Origin of the sequence: Pradoshia sp. D12, assembly GCF_008935075.1 — a bacterium.
GTDB lineage: Bacteria > Bacillota > Bacilli > Bacillales > Pradoshiaceae > Pradoshia.
The window spans coordinates 2,182,083-2,202,613 of the sequence record NZ_CP044545.1; the positions used below are offsets into that span (position 1 = coordinate 2,182,083).

Below are 20,531 nucleotides of genomic sequence, written 5' to 3' on the forward strand. Positions count from 1 at the left end.
TATAATCTCATTTCACTTACCAAGCTTTCTGTATGTAATCAAGTACATTTAATACTCTAGCAACATAAATTCCCCATACTTTAAGTATAGTTGTTTTACAATTAATGTATATTCAACCACACAATAGTTTTCTACTCACTATTACCAACATACGCCTATTTATTGTGACTAATTTATACTATATCACTAACTTTTATTCTTTCTGTATTGCTTTATATAGTATGATTGAGAGCTTAAATAATTATTAATAAAAACGACACACTATCAATTTTTAAAATGACGACCTCTCCCAGTAACCTCACTTACTTATGTTACGATTCACCATGGTTATTTAAGAGTCAAAAAAGACGTTGGTAATTCACCCATACCTGCTGGCAACAGATGAATCAATAAAATCCTTCCGCTAAACTTTACAGTTATTTCATTTTTAAAAATCTTGTTCGATTTAGTAATGATAACTAATAAATGTTTTATGCACTCTGGATTCCCCATTTCTCAATATTAATGTCAAATTCTGTTGCAACCTGTTCTGTAAAGAATTTATTCAGTTTTTCAAAATCATTTTTTAGTTGTTCATAATGAAGGTAGCTTTCTTGTAGTTCACCTATTGGTTTCATATAAAAAGTTTCTTCATCACTTTTTTCTATGTATGTATACCAACGTCGATAGTTACTTTGGTGCGTAGTCAAGAAATTGTTTAATTCTTTTATGATTTCATTAGACAAATCATATAGATTAGTCTCTTTGCTTACTTTATTACTTTTTCTTTTTTTTGCATCCCCTAGTATCTTAATTTCATCTCTTACAAACTTATATACTTCAAAATAAGAATCTAGTGTTTCCTTTATATTGTCATGTTCAAAATCCACCTTAAATAACGTTCGTTTTGTATCTAAGAACGTACGTAACTGCCTTTTAAACAATTGGTTTGGATTATCAAATAAAACATTAAATCCACCAATGGTTAATTTCTCAACACGAAAAGCCCATTTTTTAAGACCTATGAATACCATCAGGAGGGTTATAAAGATTAAGGGTATTAACGTGAATAGGGTAGTAGAAATAAAATTTAAATTTCGCCACAACGTATTTACATAATGAACTTGTATTTTTTGTATATCAACTATACTAAGAAAAACTATTAATCCACCGATAAGCAATGTTATGATTGACCATTTCGCTATTTTCTTCATAATTCCACCTCGCATCCAAAGACACCCATTTTCTCCATATATTAAATCAAAGAATATTAGTTGTTAGTACTATTTATATATCTTTTTAATGAAGGAAGTATCTCTTTTGCTATTTTTTCTAGATTCTCATCTTTACGATGTAAATATTTAATGTCATCAAATAGAAAGTCTATTTTATCTATATCAACATCCTGATGAACTACAGCTATCGTTAATAAATTTTTTTTAGATGCATATCTACTTGAAAATTTAGTCAACTCCAAATCACACCAATTAGAGTTAATAAAGTCGTTAGTAATCCAAAAAATTACTCCTGCAGATTGTTTTATTCCTTTTTGAATTGCTTTAACAATTGATTCTCCATAATCAATATTAACTTTATCAAACCAAACAGGTAATCCTGCTCCATTTAAGTAAGGAATCAAATCCTCGACTTCACTTTTATTTTTAGAAGAATGACTCAAGAATATAGGCATCTGATTTCCAAGTGGTTTATCTATTACATAACCCATCTTTTCTAATTCACTTTTTTCATAATATCGGAAAAGTAATTCACTGTTCATCGCTTCTAATACATCGATGTCTCTTACTAAAGTTTGACTATTAAACCTTCTATAGCCTATTTCTTGACTTAATTCATTAAATGTAATATCCGGACGATAACGTAAACCTGCAGCCCTCATCATATTTTTCATTACCTCAATATGTCCTTCTTTTGGATTTTCATAACTTACTACAATGAAAAATTCTAAATTATATGGAATCGAGTTAGTCATAAGATTTACCATTTGAAGAGAAGTTGCATCTTGATTTTTTAATAATTCCATTAGTACCGGTACTAATGGTTTTCTTACACCATAATCACATTCCCACACATAATCTTTGTCTAATTTCACCATTTTCACACTCCCTTATGGAAAATTCTATCATTTTTAAATACTTACTATCATATTATCACGTTTAGAAATTATTTTAGTTACATATTTCTGTTTTTTTCTGCTTCGAATTCCTATTACTACAAATATTTTTAGTTTTGCTTATACATTTGTATTATTTAAAATAAAAAAGAGTAAGAACTTTTGTCCTTTCTCTTTTGGAATGTATTTGTTTGTTGTTTTTTAATTTCCTCAATTCTTCTATTAGAATTATAAGTTCTAATTTCTTGTTGACCATCACTCCCGCACCCGTTATAGCGGCAGTTTTTATCTTTTACATCTATCTTAAATTATTATCAAAAAATCTTTTTTGCTTATTTTTTCATCAAACTTTTGTTTTTCTTCCAGACCTCTTTAATTTTCTGCAGCCAAATGTTTAAAGGTGGCAAAGATTCATTTACTTGAATGTCACCTTCCAAAATAGATTTTTTATTATAATTCTACAAATTTAAGACTGCATCATATGCTTCGTGTACCGCATCGAGTACTTTTCTAACCTTCACGCTATCACCAACGTTAACAATATTCGTTTTATTTTTTAAAGAGTGATATAGATGATTGTTAGGCGAAAATCCTGCTGCTACCACAACGCTATCACAATCATTCCATTCTTTATTGCCGTTTACCTCAATTTCTACGGCTTGATCTAGTACTTCTGTTACTTTAGCAGATGTTTTAAACGTGATATTTGGGTGCTGCAAAAGCTGGTTTAACATCATTGCATTTTGTATAAATAAAGGTTCAGGTAACATTTTTTCAGCCATTTCGATAATAGTGATCTGCATTCCTTTATTTGCAAGCACAACTGCGGTTTCACAGCCGACTAGCCCGCCGCCAATAACCGATATCTTTTTTCCAAGAAGAGCTTGATTTTGCAGAACGTCTGTTGCTGTGTAAACATGGCTCTTATTCAGTCCCTTGATTGCACTTGGCATTATAGGATTGCCACCGGTAGCATGAACCACCAAATCTGCTTTATAGGATAATATCGCTTCTTCCGTTGCCTCTTTACAATACCTAATCGAGATATTTAACCGGTCAAGTTTTGTCCGATAATAATCGAGAATTTTCATTCCATCCCGCTTAAACGGAGGCATACAGGCATTATGAAAGTTCCCTCCTAGATAGGCTTTTTTCTCCCATATTTCCACATCATGACCTGCTTCTGCAGCTGTTATGGCAGCTTGACAGCCGCCAGGACCAGCACCTATCACTAGAACCCGCTTCGATTCATCTGCTGCTTTCAATTCTTTCAATCCCTCATAGCCCGTAAGAGGATTGACGGCGCAGTTTATGCTCTTACCAGCAGCAACGGTAGCAATACAGCCTTCATTACAATAAATGCAATGTCTGATTTCGTCCGTTCTATTTTCCATCACTTTCTTTGGAAAATTTGGGTCTGCCAAAAACTCTCTTCCAACTCCCGCGATATCAATCCAACCATTTCGAAGTGCAGCTTCAGCCTTTTCAATGTCACCCAGGCGCCCATTTGAAAGAACTGGCAAAGACGTGACAGCCTTAATTTTAGCAGATGAAATCATTTGTGGAACCATATCCTGCTGGTAAATAGGCGGCATTGCTATGTACCAATTATCATGACAGCCAGCGTCAACATGTAATGCATGGACACCCTTGCTTTCTAATAGTTTGGCAATCTCTATTCCTTCTTCAATTCCCCTGTACCCTTCTTCTACTGGCAAGAAATGATCCGGGGTAAATTTAACAAGGAGAGGGAAGTCACTTCCAAGGTCTTCCTTGATGACATCGATTATTTCTGTTAAAAATCTCATCCTGTTTTCAAAGCTTCCGCCATATTCATCCTGGCGGATATTCCATCGTTTAGTCATGAATTTATCTGTCAGGTACCCGCCATAAGCATGGATTTCAATGGCGTCTGCTCCTGCTCTCTTCGCTAATTTTACTGTTCTCGAGATTTCACCTTGTATAAACTTAATTTCATCAATCGTCAATTCTTCAAAGGTTATATTAGCACCGGGATACAATGGTAAAGCTGATGCTGAAGCAGGCTTTAGCCTGCCCTCTCCTATACCACCTAATCCAATTCCGGGCACCACTTGAAGGCAGATTTTACAATCAAATTCATGGGCCCTATCCACTAGCTCTTTAAAGCCTGCAAAACTTTCTTCTGTCAATGTGGATGCAGGGGTATGGCCATCGATAGCTTCTGTTGCAATAACGGTTGTCATCACCATCGATGCTCCGCCCTTTGCTCTGGTAACATAGTAATCTACTGTTCTTGGATCAAAATTTCCGAGTTCTGCTCCCATTGGAACCATAACAAATCTGTTTTTCAGTTCCAAATTTCCGACTTTAATAGGTTCTAATACCAACATTTTGTGGCCACCTCATTAAAAGGGACGATCAAAACCATGCCAGAAGCGTCCCCTTGCTTTCATATATTATTAGATAATTTTATGTGATATATTTCACATAAAGAATGATGACTGGATTTTAAAGATAAGTACCATCCATACAATTATTGTAAATTTTTCTATAAATTTAATCAATGTGATTTAAACGCTTTATTTGTACGGTTTGTGAAAAAAACAGTAGTCATACTCTGCGTGACTGCTGTTTACACAGGTTTTAGAACATATTATGATTTCTTATATTGTTTATTCATTTCTATATAACTTTAAATCGGATAAAGATATGCCATATTCCTGCTATAACAGAAGGTGTTGCAATTGTATGCCATAAGTTAGCACTGATAGCGCTTGTTTCTTCTTCCTTTTCCCGGCCATCAAAATAGAGAATCTCTTGTTCTAATTCTTCCAACTCGTTTATCCTGCCTTTAAGGTAGTCATTGAGACGGTTAATGGCGGATTGAATCCGCTGCAGCAGGCCGCCCATCCGAAGATCGAATACACAAGACCGAATATTTTATTCTCTTCCATCCACTGCGTTTGATAAGCTTTCATGAATTCCTCTGCTAACTTTTTCATTTCAGGTAAGAAGGTATTACAATAGTCCTCCATAATTTCACGATTTTGATTATGATAGGCTTGCCGAATGTTTATCCCTGCCTCACACTTAATTGCTAATAAACTGCTTAAGGAATACTGTGTCAGAAACAATGCCTGCCAATCGGGATTTCTATTGATACACTTTTTAAAACGATCTGCACAGTTTTGAAAGTGCGAAGCATACTCATTAGGTATCACATGTCTATCAAATAACCCGAATAATACATCTTGATACAATAGATACTTAGCCGGGTTAATTGAATGGTTATTCGGCAATTTATTACCAGGTACCATCATCGTCATATCCAAGCTCATAAAATCAGAGTAATTCCCTCCGACACATGTGGTAAAGCGCTCCTCCAGGCGGCTTGTTTCAGCATTATCCGTATAACAAAGCTGTAAGGTCGGAAGTATGGAATAAATTGATGCTTCCGCGCCGTTATCACCCCAGGCTGTAATAAATACATCTTTAACTCCATTACGAAGGCAGCTTTTATGAGCAATTTCACCTGCATGATGACTAAAATGATTATTTGAGGAAAAGCCAGTCCATTTCCAAGCGCCGCCAGCAAAAATTATGTTGTTACTGAGTTGTTTATGTTTTTTCAACATACCATCATATTTTTCCGACTCAACCGAATAGTAATCCCAATAAACTAATGATATGTCATCTGGGATCATTTCTATAACATCCTCTCGAATTGGGCTTTCGGTATCGTAATACTCTCCCGAACTCGCCAACCGGAAAAACATATCACTCCACATCATCGGCTCATAGCTGTACTTTCTGGCAATTTCCATCAAGCGGCCAAAATGCTTAAGCAACAAAGTCGACCGGTCCCGAAAACCATGTTTATCCAGATACTTGCCAAGCCCGACCATATGGGCCTCATCCATTCCAATATTGATTTTTCTGCTGGAAATATGTTTGGACATAGTCCTGAACATTGCATCAATCAAATCGTACGTTTTCTCTTCATCAATAAGCAGGATATCATCACAATCCACGATATCGGAAAATGTCTCCCATTTTAATGCTGTACCCAAATGTGCCAGCGTTTGAATACAGGGAATCAGCTCGATTCCGAAGCTGCTTGTATACAGATCCATACTTTTTAATTGTTCTCCCGAATAACGGCCACGCATATAGCCAAAATACGGATACTCTTTTATCTCATACGTGTCTTCAGTATATAGCTGCACAGAAGAATACCCCATTAAGGCCAAATGTTTGATCAACTTTTGAAAGGTTTCGACTTTTAAAACGGCATTTCTGGAGCAGTCAATTAAGACCCCAAGGGAATTATAAACTGGTTTCTCCGAAGAGCTCATCCTTTTTCATCCTTTCTATCAATAGGCCTAGTGCACGGAAGAATTGGCACGGTTCTTGATAGGCAATCGTTCCACTTTTACCATCATATTGAACGTGAATTCCAGATTCTGAAGATTCCACTAAAATGGTAATCCCATTGTCTGATTGCTTGATGTTTAATAGATTTAAGATTTCCTGAGAAGCTGAATCCAATTGCTCATCCAACCCAATTAATTATATTTGCATGGCTACCTCCACCTCTATTCAAAATCAGCGAAATCCTAATGAGCGTACGTACTCTCACGGGATTTCGCTGCTTTTTTTAGTTATTGTTTTGAATCAAAACCTTGCTCAGTTCGATTGGCGAAAATTGAAATTTGTTATACGGCCTGAAACGCACTTTAAATTCAAAAGCTTCAGGTCTTAAACGATATTTTTCCAGTACATCTGGACCACAGCTGGAAGAGCCAAGACCGTGTTGTTTATAATCCAAATTAAAGGTAATAAAATCCTGTTTTTTCAAGTCATACGTATGGTTAGCTCTTTCAAAATTTTCAGCAGTATAGTAGTGGGCACTGAAATCTATTTCTGGTTCACCGACCGCTAAAAGACCAAAACCGTTTGTATCCGTTAATGATACCCATTTAACCTGATGACGGTTTCCATTTTCTTGCGGCCAGACATAAGGTGTATATAACCCTTCAACATCACTGGACCATACTCCTACTTTATTGGCCATCCGGCTGTCTGCATAAGCTTCTCCAGGACCCCGGCCGTACCAGCTGACATTCTCCAACGTTTTTGGCAGTTTCATCGTTAACCCAATTCTCGGCATCGTTTCCGGCAGTTCTCCATAAGGTTCACCTTTTACCTTCAGAAAAACATCGCCGTTGCCTAAAATGGTATAGGTGTATGTGGTGTTGATCCCCCAAGCAATTCTTGGCGGCGCAATTCGGACAGTGACATGAATATCCACGCTCTTCTTATCAGATGAAACATCATACGTTACATCAGTGATTCTATGCTGCATCCAGTGCAGACCATATTTTTGCCATACTTCTTTTGAACTTATACCTTTATGAATAGCCAGCTTGTCATTATCTGTCGGTGCCCGCCATACATTCAATTTCGGCCCTGATCCAAAAACCTTCATTCCCTCAACAGTCCATGAATCTATGACGCCAAAGATTTTACTAAAGGCAAATTCAAAATGATCTCCAGATACCGTAATCAACCGGTCACACTCTTTAACCGCTATAGGATAAGAAAACGAGGTATTATTTTCAGTTACTGTCGCTAAAACTGGAAGTTTAAATTGCTCCCATGCTATTTCATGACCTGCTTTAGCCCATAAGGTATCTACAATCGTCCGGAAATTTACATTTAACCAGTAATCAGTGTGATCCCTTGTAATAGTAGGTAGCGTAAACGGTATAGTAATGCACTTTGATTCACCTGCTTGAATACCTTCAACAGATTGCATCCCCTGATCAAGAATTTGATCATCACATATAATAGACCATGATAATTGCAGATGATCTAAAGGAATAAAATCATATCGGTTGGTAATTTCAATTATCCCTTTCTCTAAATCAACTGCTTCTGCCTTAACTGGCTCAATCACCTTTTTGTATTCTATTAACGCAGGTGATGGTGTCCGGTCAGGCCTGATTAGGCCATCAATGACAAAGTTGGAATCATGCGGTGTTTCGCCAAAATCTCCACCATAGGCAAAGTACTCTTCCCCATTATCATTTATCTGTCTAATCCCTTGGTCAATCCATTCCCAGACGAAACCTCCCTGCAATCTTCTATATTTATAGAAGGTTTCCCAATATTCTTTAAATCCTCCAGGTCCATTCCCCATCGCATGAGCATATTCACAAAGAATATGTGGCTTATTCAGGTCGTCTCTCTTCCCTAATTCGTCCATGATCTCGACTGGTGTGTACATAGTTGTGTGGACATCTGAAGCAATTGGATCCCTGGTCGGTATATTTTCGCCTTCTTCCATAATGAAACGGCATTCACCTTCATAGTGAATAGGTCTTGTTGGATCTTTTGCTTTGGACCATTCAGCCATCGCTACGTGATTTCGACCAAATCCTGATTCATTCCCCAGCGACCACATAACAATGGAAGCATGATTCTTATCCCGTTCAACCATCCGTTTCATCCGATCCACGTAGGCCTCTTCCCAAGCTGAGTCATCACTGATTTGATTATAGTTATTTATCTCCTCAAATCCATGGCATTCTAAATCCGCCTCATCGATGACATACAATCCATAAATGTCACATAAATCATAGAAACGTGGATCATTGGGATAATGGGATGTCCTTACCGCATTTATATTGTGAAGTTTCATCAGTTGGATATCCTCAATCATCGAATCCATCGGAACAGCTCGTCCAAGATCAGGATGATGATCGTGGCGATTGACCCCCTTAAACATGACCGGTATCCCATTTACTAGCAAAACTCCATCTTTTACTTCTACTGTTCGGAAACCGACTTTAGTTGGGATGACTTCTATCACATTCCCTTTCTCATCTTTCAGGGTAAGAAGCAGATGATAAAGGTAGGGATTCTCAGCCGACCATTTATTCGGATTGTCAATCGGGATAACAGCAGATATTTTTGCTTCATCCATCACATCAATCGTAATATTTTTTAAATCTCTTATTTCAACTTCTTCATATAAATGGTTTACTAATTTTATTTCAAGCTGATAATTAGTTATCGGATTATTCTTTTGGTTTAATATATAGGTTTCAATTTCTAATTCGCCATTTTCGTAGTTTTCATCGAGAGTTGTTTTGATAAAATAATCTCTGACATGCGCCTTTGGTCTTACAAGCAAATAAACGTCTCTATATATACCGCTGAGCCACCACATATCCTGGTCCTCGATATAACTCGCCTCAGACCATTGATAAACCTGAACAGCTATTACATTTTTTCCTTCATGAACCAACTTGGTAATATCAAATTCACTTGGAAGACGGCTGCCCTGGCTATAGCCAACTTCCTTGCCGTTTACCCAAACATGAAAAGCACTATCCACACCTTCAAATCGTAGGATAATTGCTTGATCTGCCCAATCACTTGGAACGGTAAACTCACGTCTATAAGAGCCTGTTGGATTTTCAGTTGGAACATGAGGCGGGTCTACTGGAAATGGATATTGTACATTTGTATAATGAGGCCTTCCATATCCATGCATCTGCCAGTTTGATGGAACTTGCAGATCATCCCACTGACCAGTATCATATGATTCTTCAATGAATTGCTTCGGTGTCAAAGACGGATTCTCAGCGTAGTGGAATTTCCATACGCCATTTAACACCTTAACCTCCTCAGCTTTTCCTCTGTCGTAAGTCAATGCGGATGACTCACTGGTATAAGGAAAGAAGTAAGCCCTCTCTTGCAAACGATTCACATGAAGAACAGATAAGTTTTCCCAATCGTACGACTCTTTTTTCATAACTCTTCACCCTTCTTTCTACATAATCGAATACTTACTTACTTTTTGATTGCTCTGTATTTTCTCATCATTCATTCGCCATTAAGTTCATCGGCAGTTAGCAAATTAAACGGAAACGAAAAGTTTATTCGTCCAGTAAAAGCGTGAAATCGCTTATAGAAACTGAGCATAATCTCATTAAGTCAGCCATTTTAGAGTTGCATGAATGATGAAGAACAACTTGTTTCTCAGCCTTTTATCCAATTCCTTTTTGAATACTCGAAAATCAACTACTTCACTGACCCCATCATGCCGGCAACGAAATGTTTTTGGAGAAGGAAGAATATCAGTGCAGTTGGCAGCGTTGCAATAACAATCGTTGTCATAATCACTCCAAAGTCTGGAGAATATCCTGATCCAAGATTTGATATTAACAACGGCAAGGTATGGTTCTCTGGTGACTGGAGCACTACAAGAGGCCATATGTAATTGTTCCAGCTTGCCATAAAAGTAATAATAGCGGCTGCAGCATATGTTGTTTTCATTGTTGGAATATAAATCCTAAGGAAAACCCCTAGCTCCGATAATCCATCAATTCGGCCAGCCTCAATTATTTCCCTTGGGAACATCTTTGTACTTTGGCGGAAGAAAAATATCAGAAAGGCTGTTACACTTGTTGGTAAAATAACTGCAGCAAGTGTATCAATACCCACCATTGGAGTAGCTTCGGAAATAGTTCCAAACATCCGAAATAACGGAACCATTAAAGCAGCAAAAGGAATCATCATGGAGAGTAATAAGAAGTTAAAAACATAGTCCTTCATTTTGCTTCTGAAAATTTCAAATCCATAACCAGCCAAAGAGGCAATCAACAAGGAAAGCAGTGTTGTAATAACCGCTATTTTAATAGAATTACTTAAAACAGATACAAGATCGGTGGTATTCAACAAACTTTGAAAATTTTCAACTAGATGACTCCCTGGTAATAAGCGACCCTTTGTCACATCCACCGACTTATTAGTCGAACTGACGACCATCCATATAAAAGGAAAGATGGAAATAATGGAGACTATGCTTAAAAAAGTATAGTTGAAAATGCTTTTAAGTTTACTCATTTTTATCACCTGCCACTTTAAATTGAATGATGGAGAAGAATACAATCATAATCACAATTGCATAGGAGACAGTGGCCGCATAACCAAAATCAGGGGTATATTTAAATGACAGATTGTAAATATACTGAGAAATGGTCATCGTTGCATTCCCTGGTCCGCCTTGTGTAATATTCATCACTTCATCAAACAATTGAAGTGTCCCGATTGTTGAGATAATGGACGTAAACAAAATAATTGGTTTTAGTAATGGTATGGTTATTTTAAAAAACTGTTGAAATGAGGATGCGCCGTCAATTTTTGCTGATTCATAAATGGAATAATCAATATTTTGCAGAGCAGATAAGTAGAAGATCATATTATAACCAGTCCATCTCCAAGTGATGGCAATAATAATCGTGATTTTTGCCCAAAAGGGATCAGTCAACCACTGGATTGGTTCAGAGATAAGAGCTAATTTCATTAACATGGTATTCACAATGCCATCCATAGAAAATAAATATTTGAAAATAACAGAGTATGCAACAAGTGAGGTTACACATGGTAAGAAAATGGCTGTTCGAAATAATCCCCTATACTTTAGTTTCGGATTATTCAGTAAAACTGATATAAACAAAGCAAGGATAATCATAATCGGAACCTGAATAATGAGATAGATAACCGTATTTTTTACCGTTGTCAAAAAAGTGGGATCCTTAAGTAAACGTGCATAATTGTCCAATCCGACAAAGGAAAGATTTGTACCCGTTCCAGATTGCAAAGACATTATAAATGCCTGAATCATTGGATAGAAAGTAAATGTGGAAATCATGATGACTGCAAGCACGACAAAGGACCATCCAATCGTTGCATTTTTCACCCGATGCTTCCGACTGTTTTTTTGGGGTATTACATTCTGGCCGGTTGTGTTCGTATGATAACTTTGTTTGGTTTTAGCCGGGAACACTATACATCAACTCCTTACTAGATTGATAAAAAACTCGGGAAACGCGCCTGTTGATCAAAGTAGCTCCTATTCTTATAGGAGAAGCTTGCAATTTCCCGAGGCTTGAATTTTTATTTGCTAGATTAGCAGAGACCAACCTATTATTTAATTTGCTGTTCCGCTTGTGTTTGTGCGTCATTCAAGACTTTATCAAGTTCTTTTCCTTTTAAGAAATCCTGCATTCCCACTGCTAATATATCTTCAATTACATACGTGTGTGCACCATAGTTTACTTGTGGTATTTCAGCCACCCATTTGGAAAAATCTTCTGTGATTTTCTGACCGTCAAAGAATTCATCTGCCGCTTTATAAGCCTCACCTTCTGCAGCAGGCTTATACGTACCAATTGCACCAATTTCTTTGTTTAGATCCTGATAAAAATCAACGTTCGAACCGAAAGTTTTTGCCAACAAATCTGCCGCCTTCTCTTTGCCCGGAATATCAAGAACATACCAAGAGGATCCGCCAAGGTTAGTAGCATTAACAGAATTTGCATTACCAGATTGTTTAGGGAAAGGAACAACTGCCCACTTGCCTTTTTGAGATACCTCCTGCTTTACTGAAGCTGTCATCCAGTTACCTGTTAGAATGGATGCTGTTTCACCGCTATTAAAGGAAGCAAGATATTGACCCCAGTCGGAAACCGGTTTTGATATATCTGCTTCTACAATCTCTTTGTAAGTTTGAAATGCTTCTTTAAGATACTCATTGTCTGCCAAGTTCGGGGTAACGCCATCTTCCTTCAAATACCATGAACCGCTCGTCTGAATCATTTGACGAATAAGACCAAGATCTTTAGGATCCATTGAAATCATAGATTTGCCAGTGGCTTCTTTAACTTTTTTGCCTATTTCTATATATTTGTTCCAGTCTATACCCTGCAAATCTTCAACAGCGTAGCCTGCTTTCTCTAAATAATCTGTTCTTACATAAAATCCAGATACTCCTGAATCAAATGGAATACCATAATGCTTATCTTCTAAACTGGTAGGAGCAAGTTTGTATTCTGCAAAATCTTCCGCTTTATAATATTTTGATAAATCGAAGAATGCATCTGGATACGCTTTAAGAAAGCTTTGCGCACGATAATCCTCAATTAAGACAATATTCGGCATTCCTTTAGTTGTACCGGAGCTTAAGCTGGTATTAAGTTTTTGGACAATGTCTGCTTGTGCATTTTCAATGATTTTTAAACTAAGCTCGGAATTTTCCTTATTATAATAGTCCTTTGCCATATCGATAGCTTTCACGTTGAAATTTGGATCCCAAGTCCATACCGTTAATTCATTGCTACCCTTTTCTGTGTCGGAAGCCTCTTCGTTCGTTTTTGATTCAGAAGAACAAGCTGATAACAAAAGAATACTGGCTAACAATAATGCAAAAATCTTATTCATTGACATCCCCTCCATCTCTAATTGTAAGCGTTATCAATCTTACATGTATTATGTTAGCACCCCTTTGCTACAACTCGATAGGAAGATATTTTCGTAAACTTGTATTATTTTTGCAAATTGAAAGCGTATTCATTTTTGGGAATTTGGAATATCTTTAGATTTTATTACGATTTTTGTTCCATATGAGAAGGAATGATAATCCGTACCTTTGTTCCTTCTCCCTGTTTGCTGGAAATGGTTACTCCATATTCTTCTCCATATATAAGTTGAATACGCTCATGAACATTCCTAACACCGATTCCTGAGAAAAGCTGTCGTTTGTACGTTTGATTAGGAAGATTTTCACCTTGCTCATCCGCTATTCCGTCACCATTATCTACTACTTCACAAATCAGGTTGTTCTCTTCCTGCCAAATAAGGACATGGATAGATCCCCCCGCTTTACGATTGAACCCATGGAAAAATGAATTTTCCATAAAAGGTTGAAGAATTAGCTTAGGCAGATGAAAATCCATACAATCTGGCGAAACCATATAGCTTACATGTATTTTATTTCCATAACGTTTTTGATTAATGAAGACATAGTTTTTCAAATTATCCAGTTCCTGTTTAACAGTAACCGTTTCATTCACATTGCCTATTGTATTTTGAAGTAAGGAAATCAAAGCAGTAATCATAGCTTCCGTATCTTCCTTGCGGTCTTGCTGAACCATAAATTTAATGGAAGCTAATGTATTGTACAAGAAATGTGGATTGATTTGTCGCTGCAGGGCTGCCAGCTCCGCATTCCGTTTCTGTTTTTGCGACAGCATTAACTGCTCAACATATTCATGCAGCTCATCCAGCATGGAATTAAAAGCATTTCCGATTTGCCTCGTTTCATATGTACCTAAAACAGCCACGTTTTGACGAAATTTAGATTTTGGCGCATTTTCAATCTGTCTAACAAGTCTTGATAAAGAATTAGTCAATCTTTTTGATACGAAAAATATACTGACCAGACCTATCAAAACAATCCCTAGCGAGATGAATACAATTTTTCTCTTATCAATTAAATTTCCAAATGTCTTTTCTTTATCGATAATATTAAATAAATACATATCAAAAGAGGGAAGTGCTTCTACAAAAATGACCTGATCCTTCCCTTTAAAACTACCAATCATATAATTATTTGAGTTGTTTTTACTCTCTTTCGCATACCGAAGGAGTTCCACTTCCTTTTGCCCAATAAATTGAGACTGGTTACTGGAAACAATCCTCCCTGACTTATCAATAATGAAAATATCATTCCCAGGGCTAGTATAGTTGGAATAGACCTTTTTGAATTCACTTTCCCTATAAGAAAAATACATGGAGCCATAAACAGTACCGGAAAGTCGATCCATTAACGCTTTTGTAGCTACAACATACCTTCTATCCTCAATACTTCTCGTTTCGTTCTTACGTTCATCATATTGATACAGAAGCCGTTTCGGTTCTTTAAATGTATTGCTTGTTAAGATACTTTCATTAAGCTCCTGATCAGATATCGGCCAGTGGGTACGATTGGTCGTTAAGGTAACCCCATTTTCTCCTTTAACGATGATTTCAAGCTCGTAAGCTTCAATATTCGATTGAATTTGTTTAATATATTCCCCCATCGTATAAAATGAGATCATTTTTTGAGCATTCGTTTGCTCCTCAGTTAGGTTGGTCTTAATTGTGCCGCTTTGTAAAATATTATTTGACGCAATGACAATAGAATAATGAAAAGACTCAAAGCGTTCTTTTATTTCGTTTATTATTTTCGCATTCGTAATACTGAATTTTTCAAAAAAGAATTCCTCCGACATGCGAATTGTTGTCCATGTAATCGTCACAGAAACAAGAATGATAATGGTGAAGGTGATAAGGGAAATCGTAATAAATAAAGTGTGGTGTTTAAATCGCTCGGGTATAAGTCTCATATTTAATCACGTCCCTTATCCTATAAATTGTTTTCTTTTGTATTGACTAGGGGACATCCCCTTTATTTTTTTAAATACTTTGCAAAAATAGCTATGCTCCGAGAAACCGACCATTTCACTTATTTCTGCGATAGTAGCTGTTTCGTTAAGGAGTAGCTTACATGCCTCTTCAATCCGGATTCTATTCAAAGAATCTATAAATCCTTCATGATTATGAGTTGTAAAATAGCTTGAAATATAAGAAGGATTAAAATGAAAATAAGTAGCCACATCGGTTAAGGTAAGCGGCTCTGCATAATGACTCTTAATGTAGTCCATAAACTTCTTCATAGTGATATTCTCTGCTCGATTTTCCATTAAGAATATGCATTTATTCGCTTCCTCAATAAAACAATCCAAAAGTTTAATTGTCTCATTTGCAGAATGTGCTTCATCAATGAGCTTGAAAAACGAGTACCTGCTTTGTTCAAGCTCTTTGATATCATAATTCATATTGCCAAGGAGGATTGTAATGTTAAATATGATGTTACTGATAAATGATTTATACTCGAAAACATCCACAAAAAAACAATTAGATAATTTTAGGGCATGATTCCTTAAATAGTGAAAAGCCGAATCAAAGTGCTTATTTCTGAACTCTTCTGTAAACCAATCCAGATTGAATTTTTCACTCCTATGTACAGTCTTAGGTAAAGATCGTTCAGTTAGAACTAAGATATCAGGAAAATAAAAGCGATAGTTTAACAGTTTTAGAAGGCTGTTCTTTAAAATTCCTCCTAATTGACCAAAACTTTGGAATCCCTCCGTTAAAGCAAAACCACATGCGACCTGTGAAGCTGCCAATTGATTAGCAACATCCTTAACTCTTGTCATATGATCTAATTTGTATTCAAAAGAAATACAATGATATGCGGATCATAGTTAAAAGAATAGTAAGAGACCTCGCTTATCTTTTTGTTGAATACGTTTTCAACCTTAGTTTTGACTTGAATTAAAAATTCAGCAGCACCCTTGGATGGGTGTTTTTTTAAGTCCACACCCAATAAACTGTAATGACTGTAAGGAAAAGCTCTAATAATCTGTTTTGAATCAAAATGTACATCATACCCTAAAACTAACCTGTTGATAATTTGATCGATAGATAGACTTACATTCAGTTCCTTTTCCCTTGATTGAAAACCTGGTATTCTTTTAACAGCGGTTTTTAAAACTTTTAATAGACTTTGCGCCTCGAGCTTTGGTTTTAAAATATAATCAACCACTCCACATTGAAAGGCCGAGCGTACATAGTCAAATTCGCCATAACTGCTCAGGATAATGACCTCTATTTGGGGATATTTTTCTTTAACGACTCGTGTTAATTCTTCTCCATTCATGATAGGCATGACGATGTCTGTAATAATGATGTGCGGACTCAAAACTTCTATCATTTCCAATGCTTCCTGACCATTTGAAGCTTCTCCAACGATTTGAAAACCTTCAGACTCCCAATCTAAATAATGCTTAATTCCCTGTCTAATTAGTATTTCATCATCTACAATCAGTATTCTGCAAATTCCATCGTCTTTTACCATAATCTACCTCCAAATGCTGACAACTTTAATCGTTCAATTTATTATTTATAAGCTTTTAAGTAGTAACATTAGTTGTTGCTACCATATCTTCTATGATAATTCCTACAGAAATAGCTTAATGAAGTTGTATATTTTATACCTTTTTAAGAACAAAGGAGTAACTTATCCTAGTTAGGTAGGACGCTTCAAATAGCTGCCTCTGATGGAATAGAAGTTTCCGTATTATACCTTAAATTATAAATTCTGGTTCTCTGTATGATAAGTCTCTTTTTATTGCTGAAATGCTTTTATTGATTCGAAATTACCTTGAGTGATATCAGCGGCATAATAAAGTTCGACAGGCAGTCTAAAATGTAGTTTTTGTCAATTCATGGAAAAATAAGTCGAAGCCACTCGTGAAAAAAACATTTAAGCAGGTTGTTATTAGGGTCTTAGTGTTTGTCTGATAACATACTTATTTCGACATTTTGGAAAGGCACTCCTTTTTGCATTACAACGGGGACTCTATTGTTCCAAATAAAGTGGAAACTTCCGAGTAATTGAGGAACATACAAGAATAGCAGCAATATAGCAAACGAAACAGCCCGATCCGATAACATCGAATCGGACTCCAGCTTTTTTTCTGTTTGATAGGTGTTGAAGATTTCACTTGATAGGCAACTATACTTAGTAGCGGTAGGGAGCATACCACTGATTCCGTACCCTCCTCTTGCTGAACATCTGGCCGCCATTTCACTTGTAAAGAAGATTTAGATTATAGTAAGGCTATTCTCTTATTCATCAATAATTATCTTTTTAATATAGTCGTTTAGGAAAATTCCTTGCGGGTCAAGTTCATACCTTATGGCTTGAAAATCCGGCAGTTTGGGGTAGCAGGAATATAATTCTTTTTTACCTAGGCTATGCATTTTACCCCAATGTGGTCTTCCTTCATACTTCCGCATAATCGCTTCCATCTCTTGAAAATATTCTTCATATGGCATGCCTTTATACATATGGAAAGCAATATAGGCGGAATCTCTCTGATAAGAAGGACTAAACCAAATGTCGTCTGCCTTGACCGTCCTGCATTCTATCGGAAAATGAACCTTATGCTTCTTTACTTCAATACACTTCCGAATCTCTTGAATGGCCGGCTTAAAGTAATGAAGTGGAATACAATATTCCATTTCCCTGAACTTCACAAGTCTTGGACTAGCAAAAATCTCATAGCTTTTTGCCGTAATGGTTGTTGTTCCTACGGCCTTTGCAGATATTCTGCTTATGGTTTGACTGCTCCTTGGTAACACACGACATACCTCTGACAGTACAAAAAATAAATAGTTTTCAAAAATGAGATTTTTTAAGTTATGAAAGAATAAACCCTTTGGTTTACGATTCGTAATATTCATCGTTTTAACTTGTACACAATCTGAATATGGGAATAGAAAAAATTCAAAGTGACGGTTTTCATTGATATAGCATTCAAGCTGTTGCTCAAAAAGTGGATATTCTTTTCTTTCACTTCTGTATTCATATATAAGTGTTTTAATTATCTTCAGTTTTACTTTTACAATGATTCCAAGAACTCCAAGCGATATGAGACAAGCCTTGAAGTATTGAGGATTTTGTTCCTCGGAGACGGTAAGAACATCTCCAGATGCTGTAACAATGACGATTTCTACTACTTGGGTTGGTATATTACCAAACTTCAGTCCAGTTCCATGCGTTCCGGTTGAAATAGCACCCGCAATACTTTGGACATTGATGTCGCCTAAATTTTCCTGAGAATATCCTTCTTGTCCAAGCACTTCTCCTAATTGAAATAACCGGGTACCACCCAGGATGGTAACTGTACTGGCTGCCTCATCGAGTTGTTCAATTCCACTAAGTAAATCAAGAGATATGAGCCAATCATCCGTTTTTACTAAACTCGTAAATGAATGCCCAGCTCCAACAACTCTGATTCTTTTCTCTTGTTTCGACGCTTCTTTAATGATTGAAGTAATCTCCTCAATTGAGGAAGGATACAGGATTTTTTCTGGGATACTTTCACATGTTTGAGACCAATTTCTCCATCGTTTGCCTTGTATCGTCTTCATTACAGAAAGCATTTCCCTTCCCCCCGATAGGTAAGAAATCGATCAACGATTTGTTGATTAGCAAGACAAATGATTTCATTAAACCGTTCACAAATTTCTCCAGCTTTCGCTGCCCTGAAGATAATGACATCTCCAATTTCCAACGTTTCCTTTTCATAATAAACAGGGGTTTGCACCTCCCCAGCTCCTTCAAATGACAATAATTTACCACCCGGCGGGTAAATAGGCAATGGCACCTTATCCTGACCATGCACTCCAGATGAGACATATCCACCTCCAAGACAAGTATAAATATTTGGAGTTGGTTTTCTAACGACTGGCAATGCGAAATATAAGGCAGGTGTGAAGCGAAAATTTCGGTAATAATCAAACAACAAAGGAGCATAGAAACCTGATCCCGCTGTCAGTTCCGTAACAGCCTCTTCTTTTGATGTAGTTTCAAGACTTCCCGTTCCTCCTCCATTAACAAATACTAATTGTACACCCTCACTCTTAAGAGATTGAACAATCCTCTCCCTTCGCCGTTTGATTTTATCAATTGATTTCTTTTTCATAAAAGCAACAGCCATATTTTTAAGCCTCTGAGATGGCAAATGATCACCTACCCCAGCTATTTGTGCTTCATAACCCATGATTCCCAGAAGCTTTAGCGATGGATATTCCTGTATAATTCGTACTAGCTGAATCACGCCTTCTTCTGTTTTTAATGGGGAACGTCTTACTCCAAAATGGAGATTACCAAATGTGGTGCTCATATCAATATCGATGCATAAATAAAAAAATCCGTTTGCTTCCTTAGTAATCGCATTTAAATGTTTAATCTGTTCAAAGGAATCGACCATACAGGTAATTTGATGACCTTTTCCATTTAGTTCAGCTATTTTGCTAAGAGGTTTGGAATCCCAGCATGGATAACCTATCAGGATATCCTCAATGCCTTGTTCTGCAAGAAAAATAGCTTCATAGGGGCTATAACACATTACTCCTTTATAGACAGGATTGGATTGGAGAATTCTTTTTAAAACTGGAATAGACCGTATCGATTTAGTAGCAATTCTGATCGTTTTTCCATTTGCTTTTTCAGCGATTCTCCTGCAATTTTGATCTAAAGCATCTAAATCCAGCAAAAGGGCTGGATAAGATAACTCCTTTGATAATTCATATAGCACCACTAACACCACCACCTCTCATTCTCATAATAAACGAGGAGCATGATTAAAAATAGAACTTATTCAAAATATTCAGACTTATTATAACAATTACGTTTTCAAGGAAAGATAAACGCATAAAAAGTTTATCTTATATTATAGCGGTAGATGTTTTTTAACGGTGTTACCAATACTTTTTCATGGAGTTAAAAAAGCCATTGATATAGTGAACTCATCAATGGCTTTAGACTTAATATAGGAAGTTTTAATAAACAAACATACCCATCAAAGGGGAGACCCTTATTTACTAGCTACTATACAGACCGCTCTTACTTATAATGCAGTTGCTGTAATGTATCTAGCGGGAATTTTTGAATCTCCCATTAAAGTAATAGTTA

The 20,531-nt window shown here is 36.5% G+C and carries 16 protein-coding genes; all 16 read right to left on the bottom strand.

Annotated elements, in window-relative coordinates:
- Positions 1-470 precede the first annotated feature (470 nt).
- Positions 471-1,193 (bottom strand): hypothetical protein, encoded by a 723-nt coding sequence (locus F7984_RS10430; RefSeq protein WP_140461537.1) that lies wholly within the window; start codon positions 1,191-1,193, stop codon positions 471-473.
- 56 nt (positions 1,194-1,249) lie between these two features.
- Positions 1,250-2,092 (bottom strand): toll/interleukin-1 receptor domain-containing protein, encoded by an 843-nt coding sequence (locus F7984_RS10435; RefSeq protein ID WP_140461538.1) that lies wholly within the window; start codon positions 2,090-2,092, stop codon positions 1,250-1,252.
- 476 nt (positions 2,093-2,568) lie between these two features.
- On the bottom strand, positions 2,569-4,482 hold the full coding sequence (locus F7984_RS10440; RefSeq protein ID WP_139891844.1) for an NAD(P)/FAD-dependent oxidoreductase: 1,914 nt from the start codon (positions 4,480-4,482) through the stop codon (positions 2,569-2,571).
- A gap of 292 nt (positions 4,483-4,774) precedes the next feature.
- Complete coding sequence (locus F7984_RS19545; RefSeq protein ID WP_192796801.1) at positions 4,775-5,002, bottom strand: hypothetical protein; 228 nt, start codon at positions 5,000-5,002, stop codon at positions 4,775-4,777.
- A complete protein-coding gene (locus tag F7984_RS19550; RefSeq protein ID WP_151675521.1) occupies positions 4,933-6,447 on the bottom strand; it encodes a beta-N-acetylhexosaminidase in 1,515 nt (504 codons plus the stop codon). Before F7984_RS19550 ends, F7984_RS19545 begins: the two co-directional genes overlap by 70 nt.
- The gene (locus tag F7984_RS10450; protein WP_192796802.1) at positions 6,419-6,652 is read right to left on the bottom strand and encodes a hypothetical protein; all 234 of its coding nucleotides are present in this window, start codon (positions 6,650-6,652) and stop codon (positions 6,419-6,421) included. The genes F7984_RS19550 and F7984_RS10450 overlap by 29 nt, the downstream gene beginning before the upstream one ends.
- A 97-nt stretch (positions 6,653-6,749) precedes the next feature.
- Complete coding sequence (ebgA, locus tag F7984_RS10455) at positions 6,750-9,914, bottom strand: beta-galactosidase subunit alpha (protein ID WP_140461541.1); 3,165 nt, start codon at positions 9,912-9,914, stop codon at positions 6,750-6,752.
- A gap of 269 nt (positions 9,915-10,183) precedes the next feature.
- Complete coding sequence (locus tag F7984_RS10460; protein WP_140461542.1) at positions 10,184-11,008, bottom strand: carbohydrate ABC transporter permease; 825 nt, start codon at positions 11,006-11,008, stop codon at positions 10,184-10,186.
- The gene (locus tag F7984_RS10465; RefSeq protein ID WP_140461677.1) at positions 11,001-11,816 is read right to left on the bottom strand and encodes a carbohydrate ABC transporter permease; all 816 of its coding nucleotides are present in this window, start codon (positions 11,814-11,816) and stop codon (positions 11,001-11,003) included. The genes F7984_RS10460 and F7984_RS10465 overlap by 8 nt, the downstream gene beginning before the upstream one ends.
- Before the next feature lie 275 nt (positions 11,817-12,091).
- Positions 12,092-13,384 (bottom strand): ABC transporter substrate-binding protein, encoded by a 1,293-nt coding sequence (locus F7984_RS10470; RefSeq protein ID WP_140461543.1) that lies wholly within the window; start codon positions 13,382-13,384, stop codon positions 12,092-12,094.
- Between the two features lie 164 nt (positions 13,385-13,548).
- The gene (locus F7984_RS10475) at positions 13,549-15,330 is read right to left on the bottom strand and encodes a sensor histidine kinase (RefSeq protein WP_140461544.1); all 1,782 of its coding nucleotides are present in this window, start codon (positions 15,328-15,330) and stop codon (positions 13,549-13,551) included.
- A 15-nt stretch (positions 15,331-15,345) separates the two neighbouring features.
- Positions 15,346-16,203 (bottom strand): helix-turn-helix transcriptional regulator, encoded by an 858-nt coding sequence (locus F7984_RS10480; protein WP_140461545.1) that lies wholly within the window; start codon positions 16,201-16,203, stop codon positions 15,346-15,348.
- 5 nt (positions 16,204-16,208) lie between these two features.
- Positions 16,209-16,904 (bottom strand): response regulator, encoded by a 696-nt coding sequence (locus tag F7984_RS10485; RefSeq protein WP_140461546.1) that lies wholly within the window; start codon positions 16,902-16,904, stop codon positions 16,209-16,211.
- Positions 16,905-17,335: 431 nt separating this feature from the next.
- Positions 17,336-17,635 carry a hypothetical protein gene (locus tag F7984_RS19085; protein ID WP_148629789.1) on the bottom strand — a complete coding sequence of 100 codons (300 nt, stop codon included), beginning with the start codon at positions 17,633-17,635 and terminating at the stop codon, positions 17,336-17,338.
- A 42-nt stretch (positions 17,636-17,677) separates the two neighbouring features.
- On the bottom strand, positions 17,678-18,985 hold the full coding sequence (locus F7984_RS10490; RefSeq protein ID WP_175354263.1) for a D-arabinono-1,4-lactone oxidase: 1,308 nt from the start codon (positions 18,983-18,985) through the stop codon (positions 17,678-17,680).
- Complete coding sequence (locus F7984_RS10495) at positions 18,985-20,157, bottom strand: amino acid deaminase/aldolase (RefSeq protein WP_066103368.1); 1,173 nt, start codon at positions 20,155-20,157, stop codon at positions 18,985-18,987. Before F7984_RS10495 ends, F7984_RS10490 begins: the two co-directional genes overlap by 1 nt.
- Positions 20,158-20,531 lie beyond the last annotated feature (374 nt).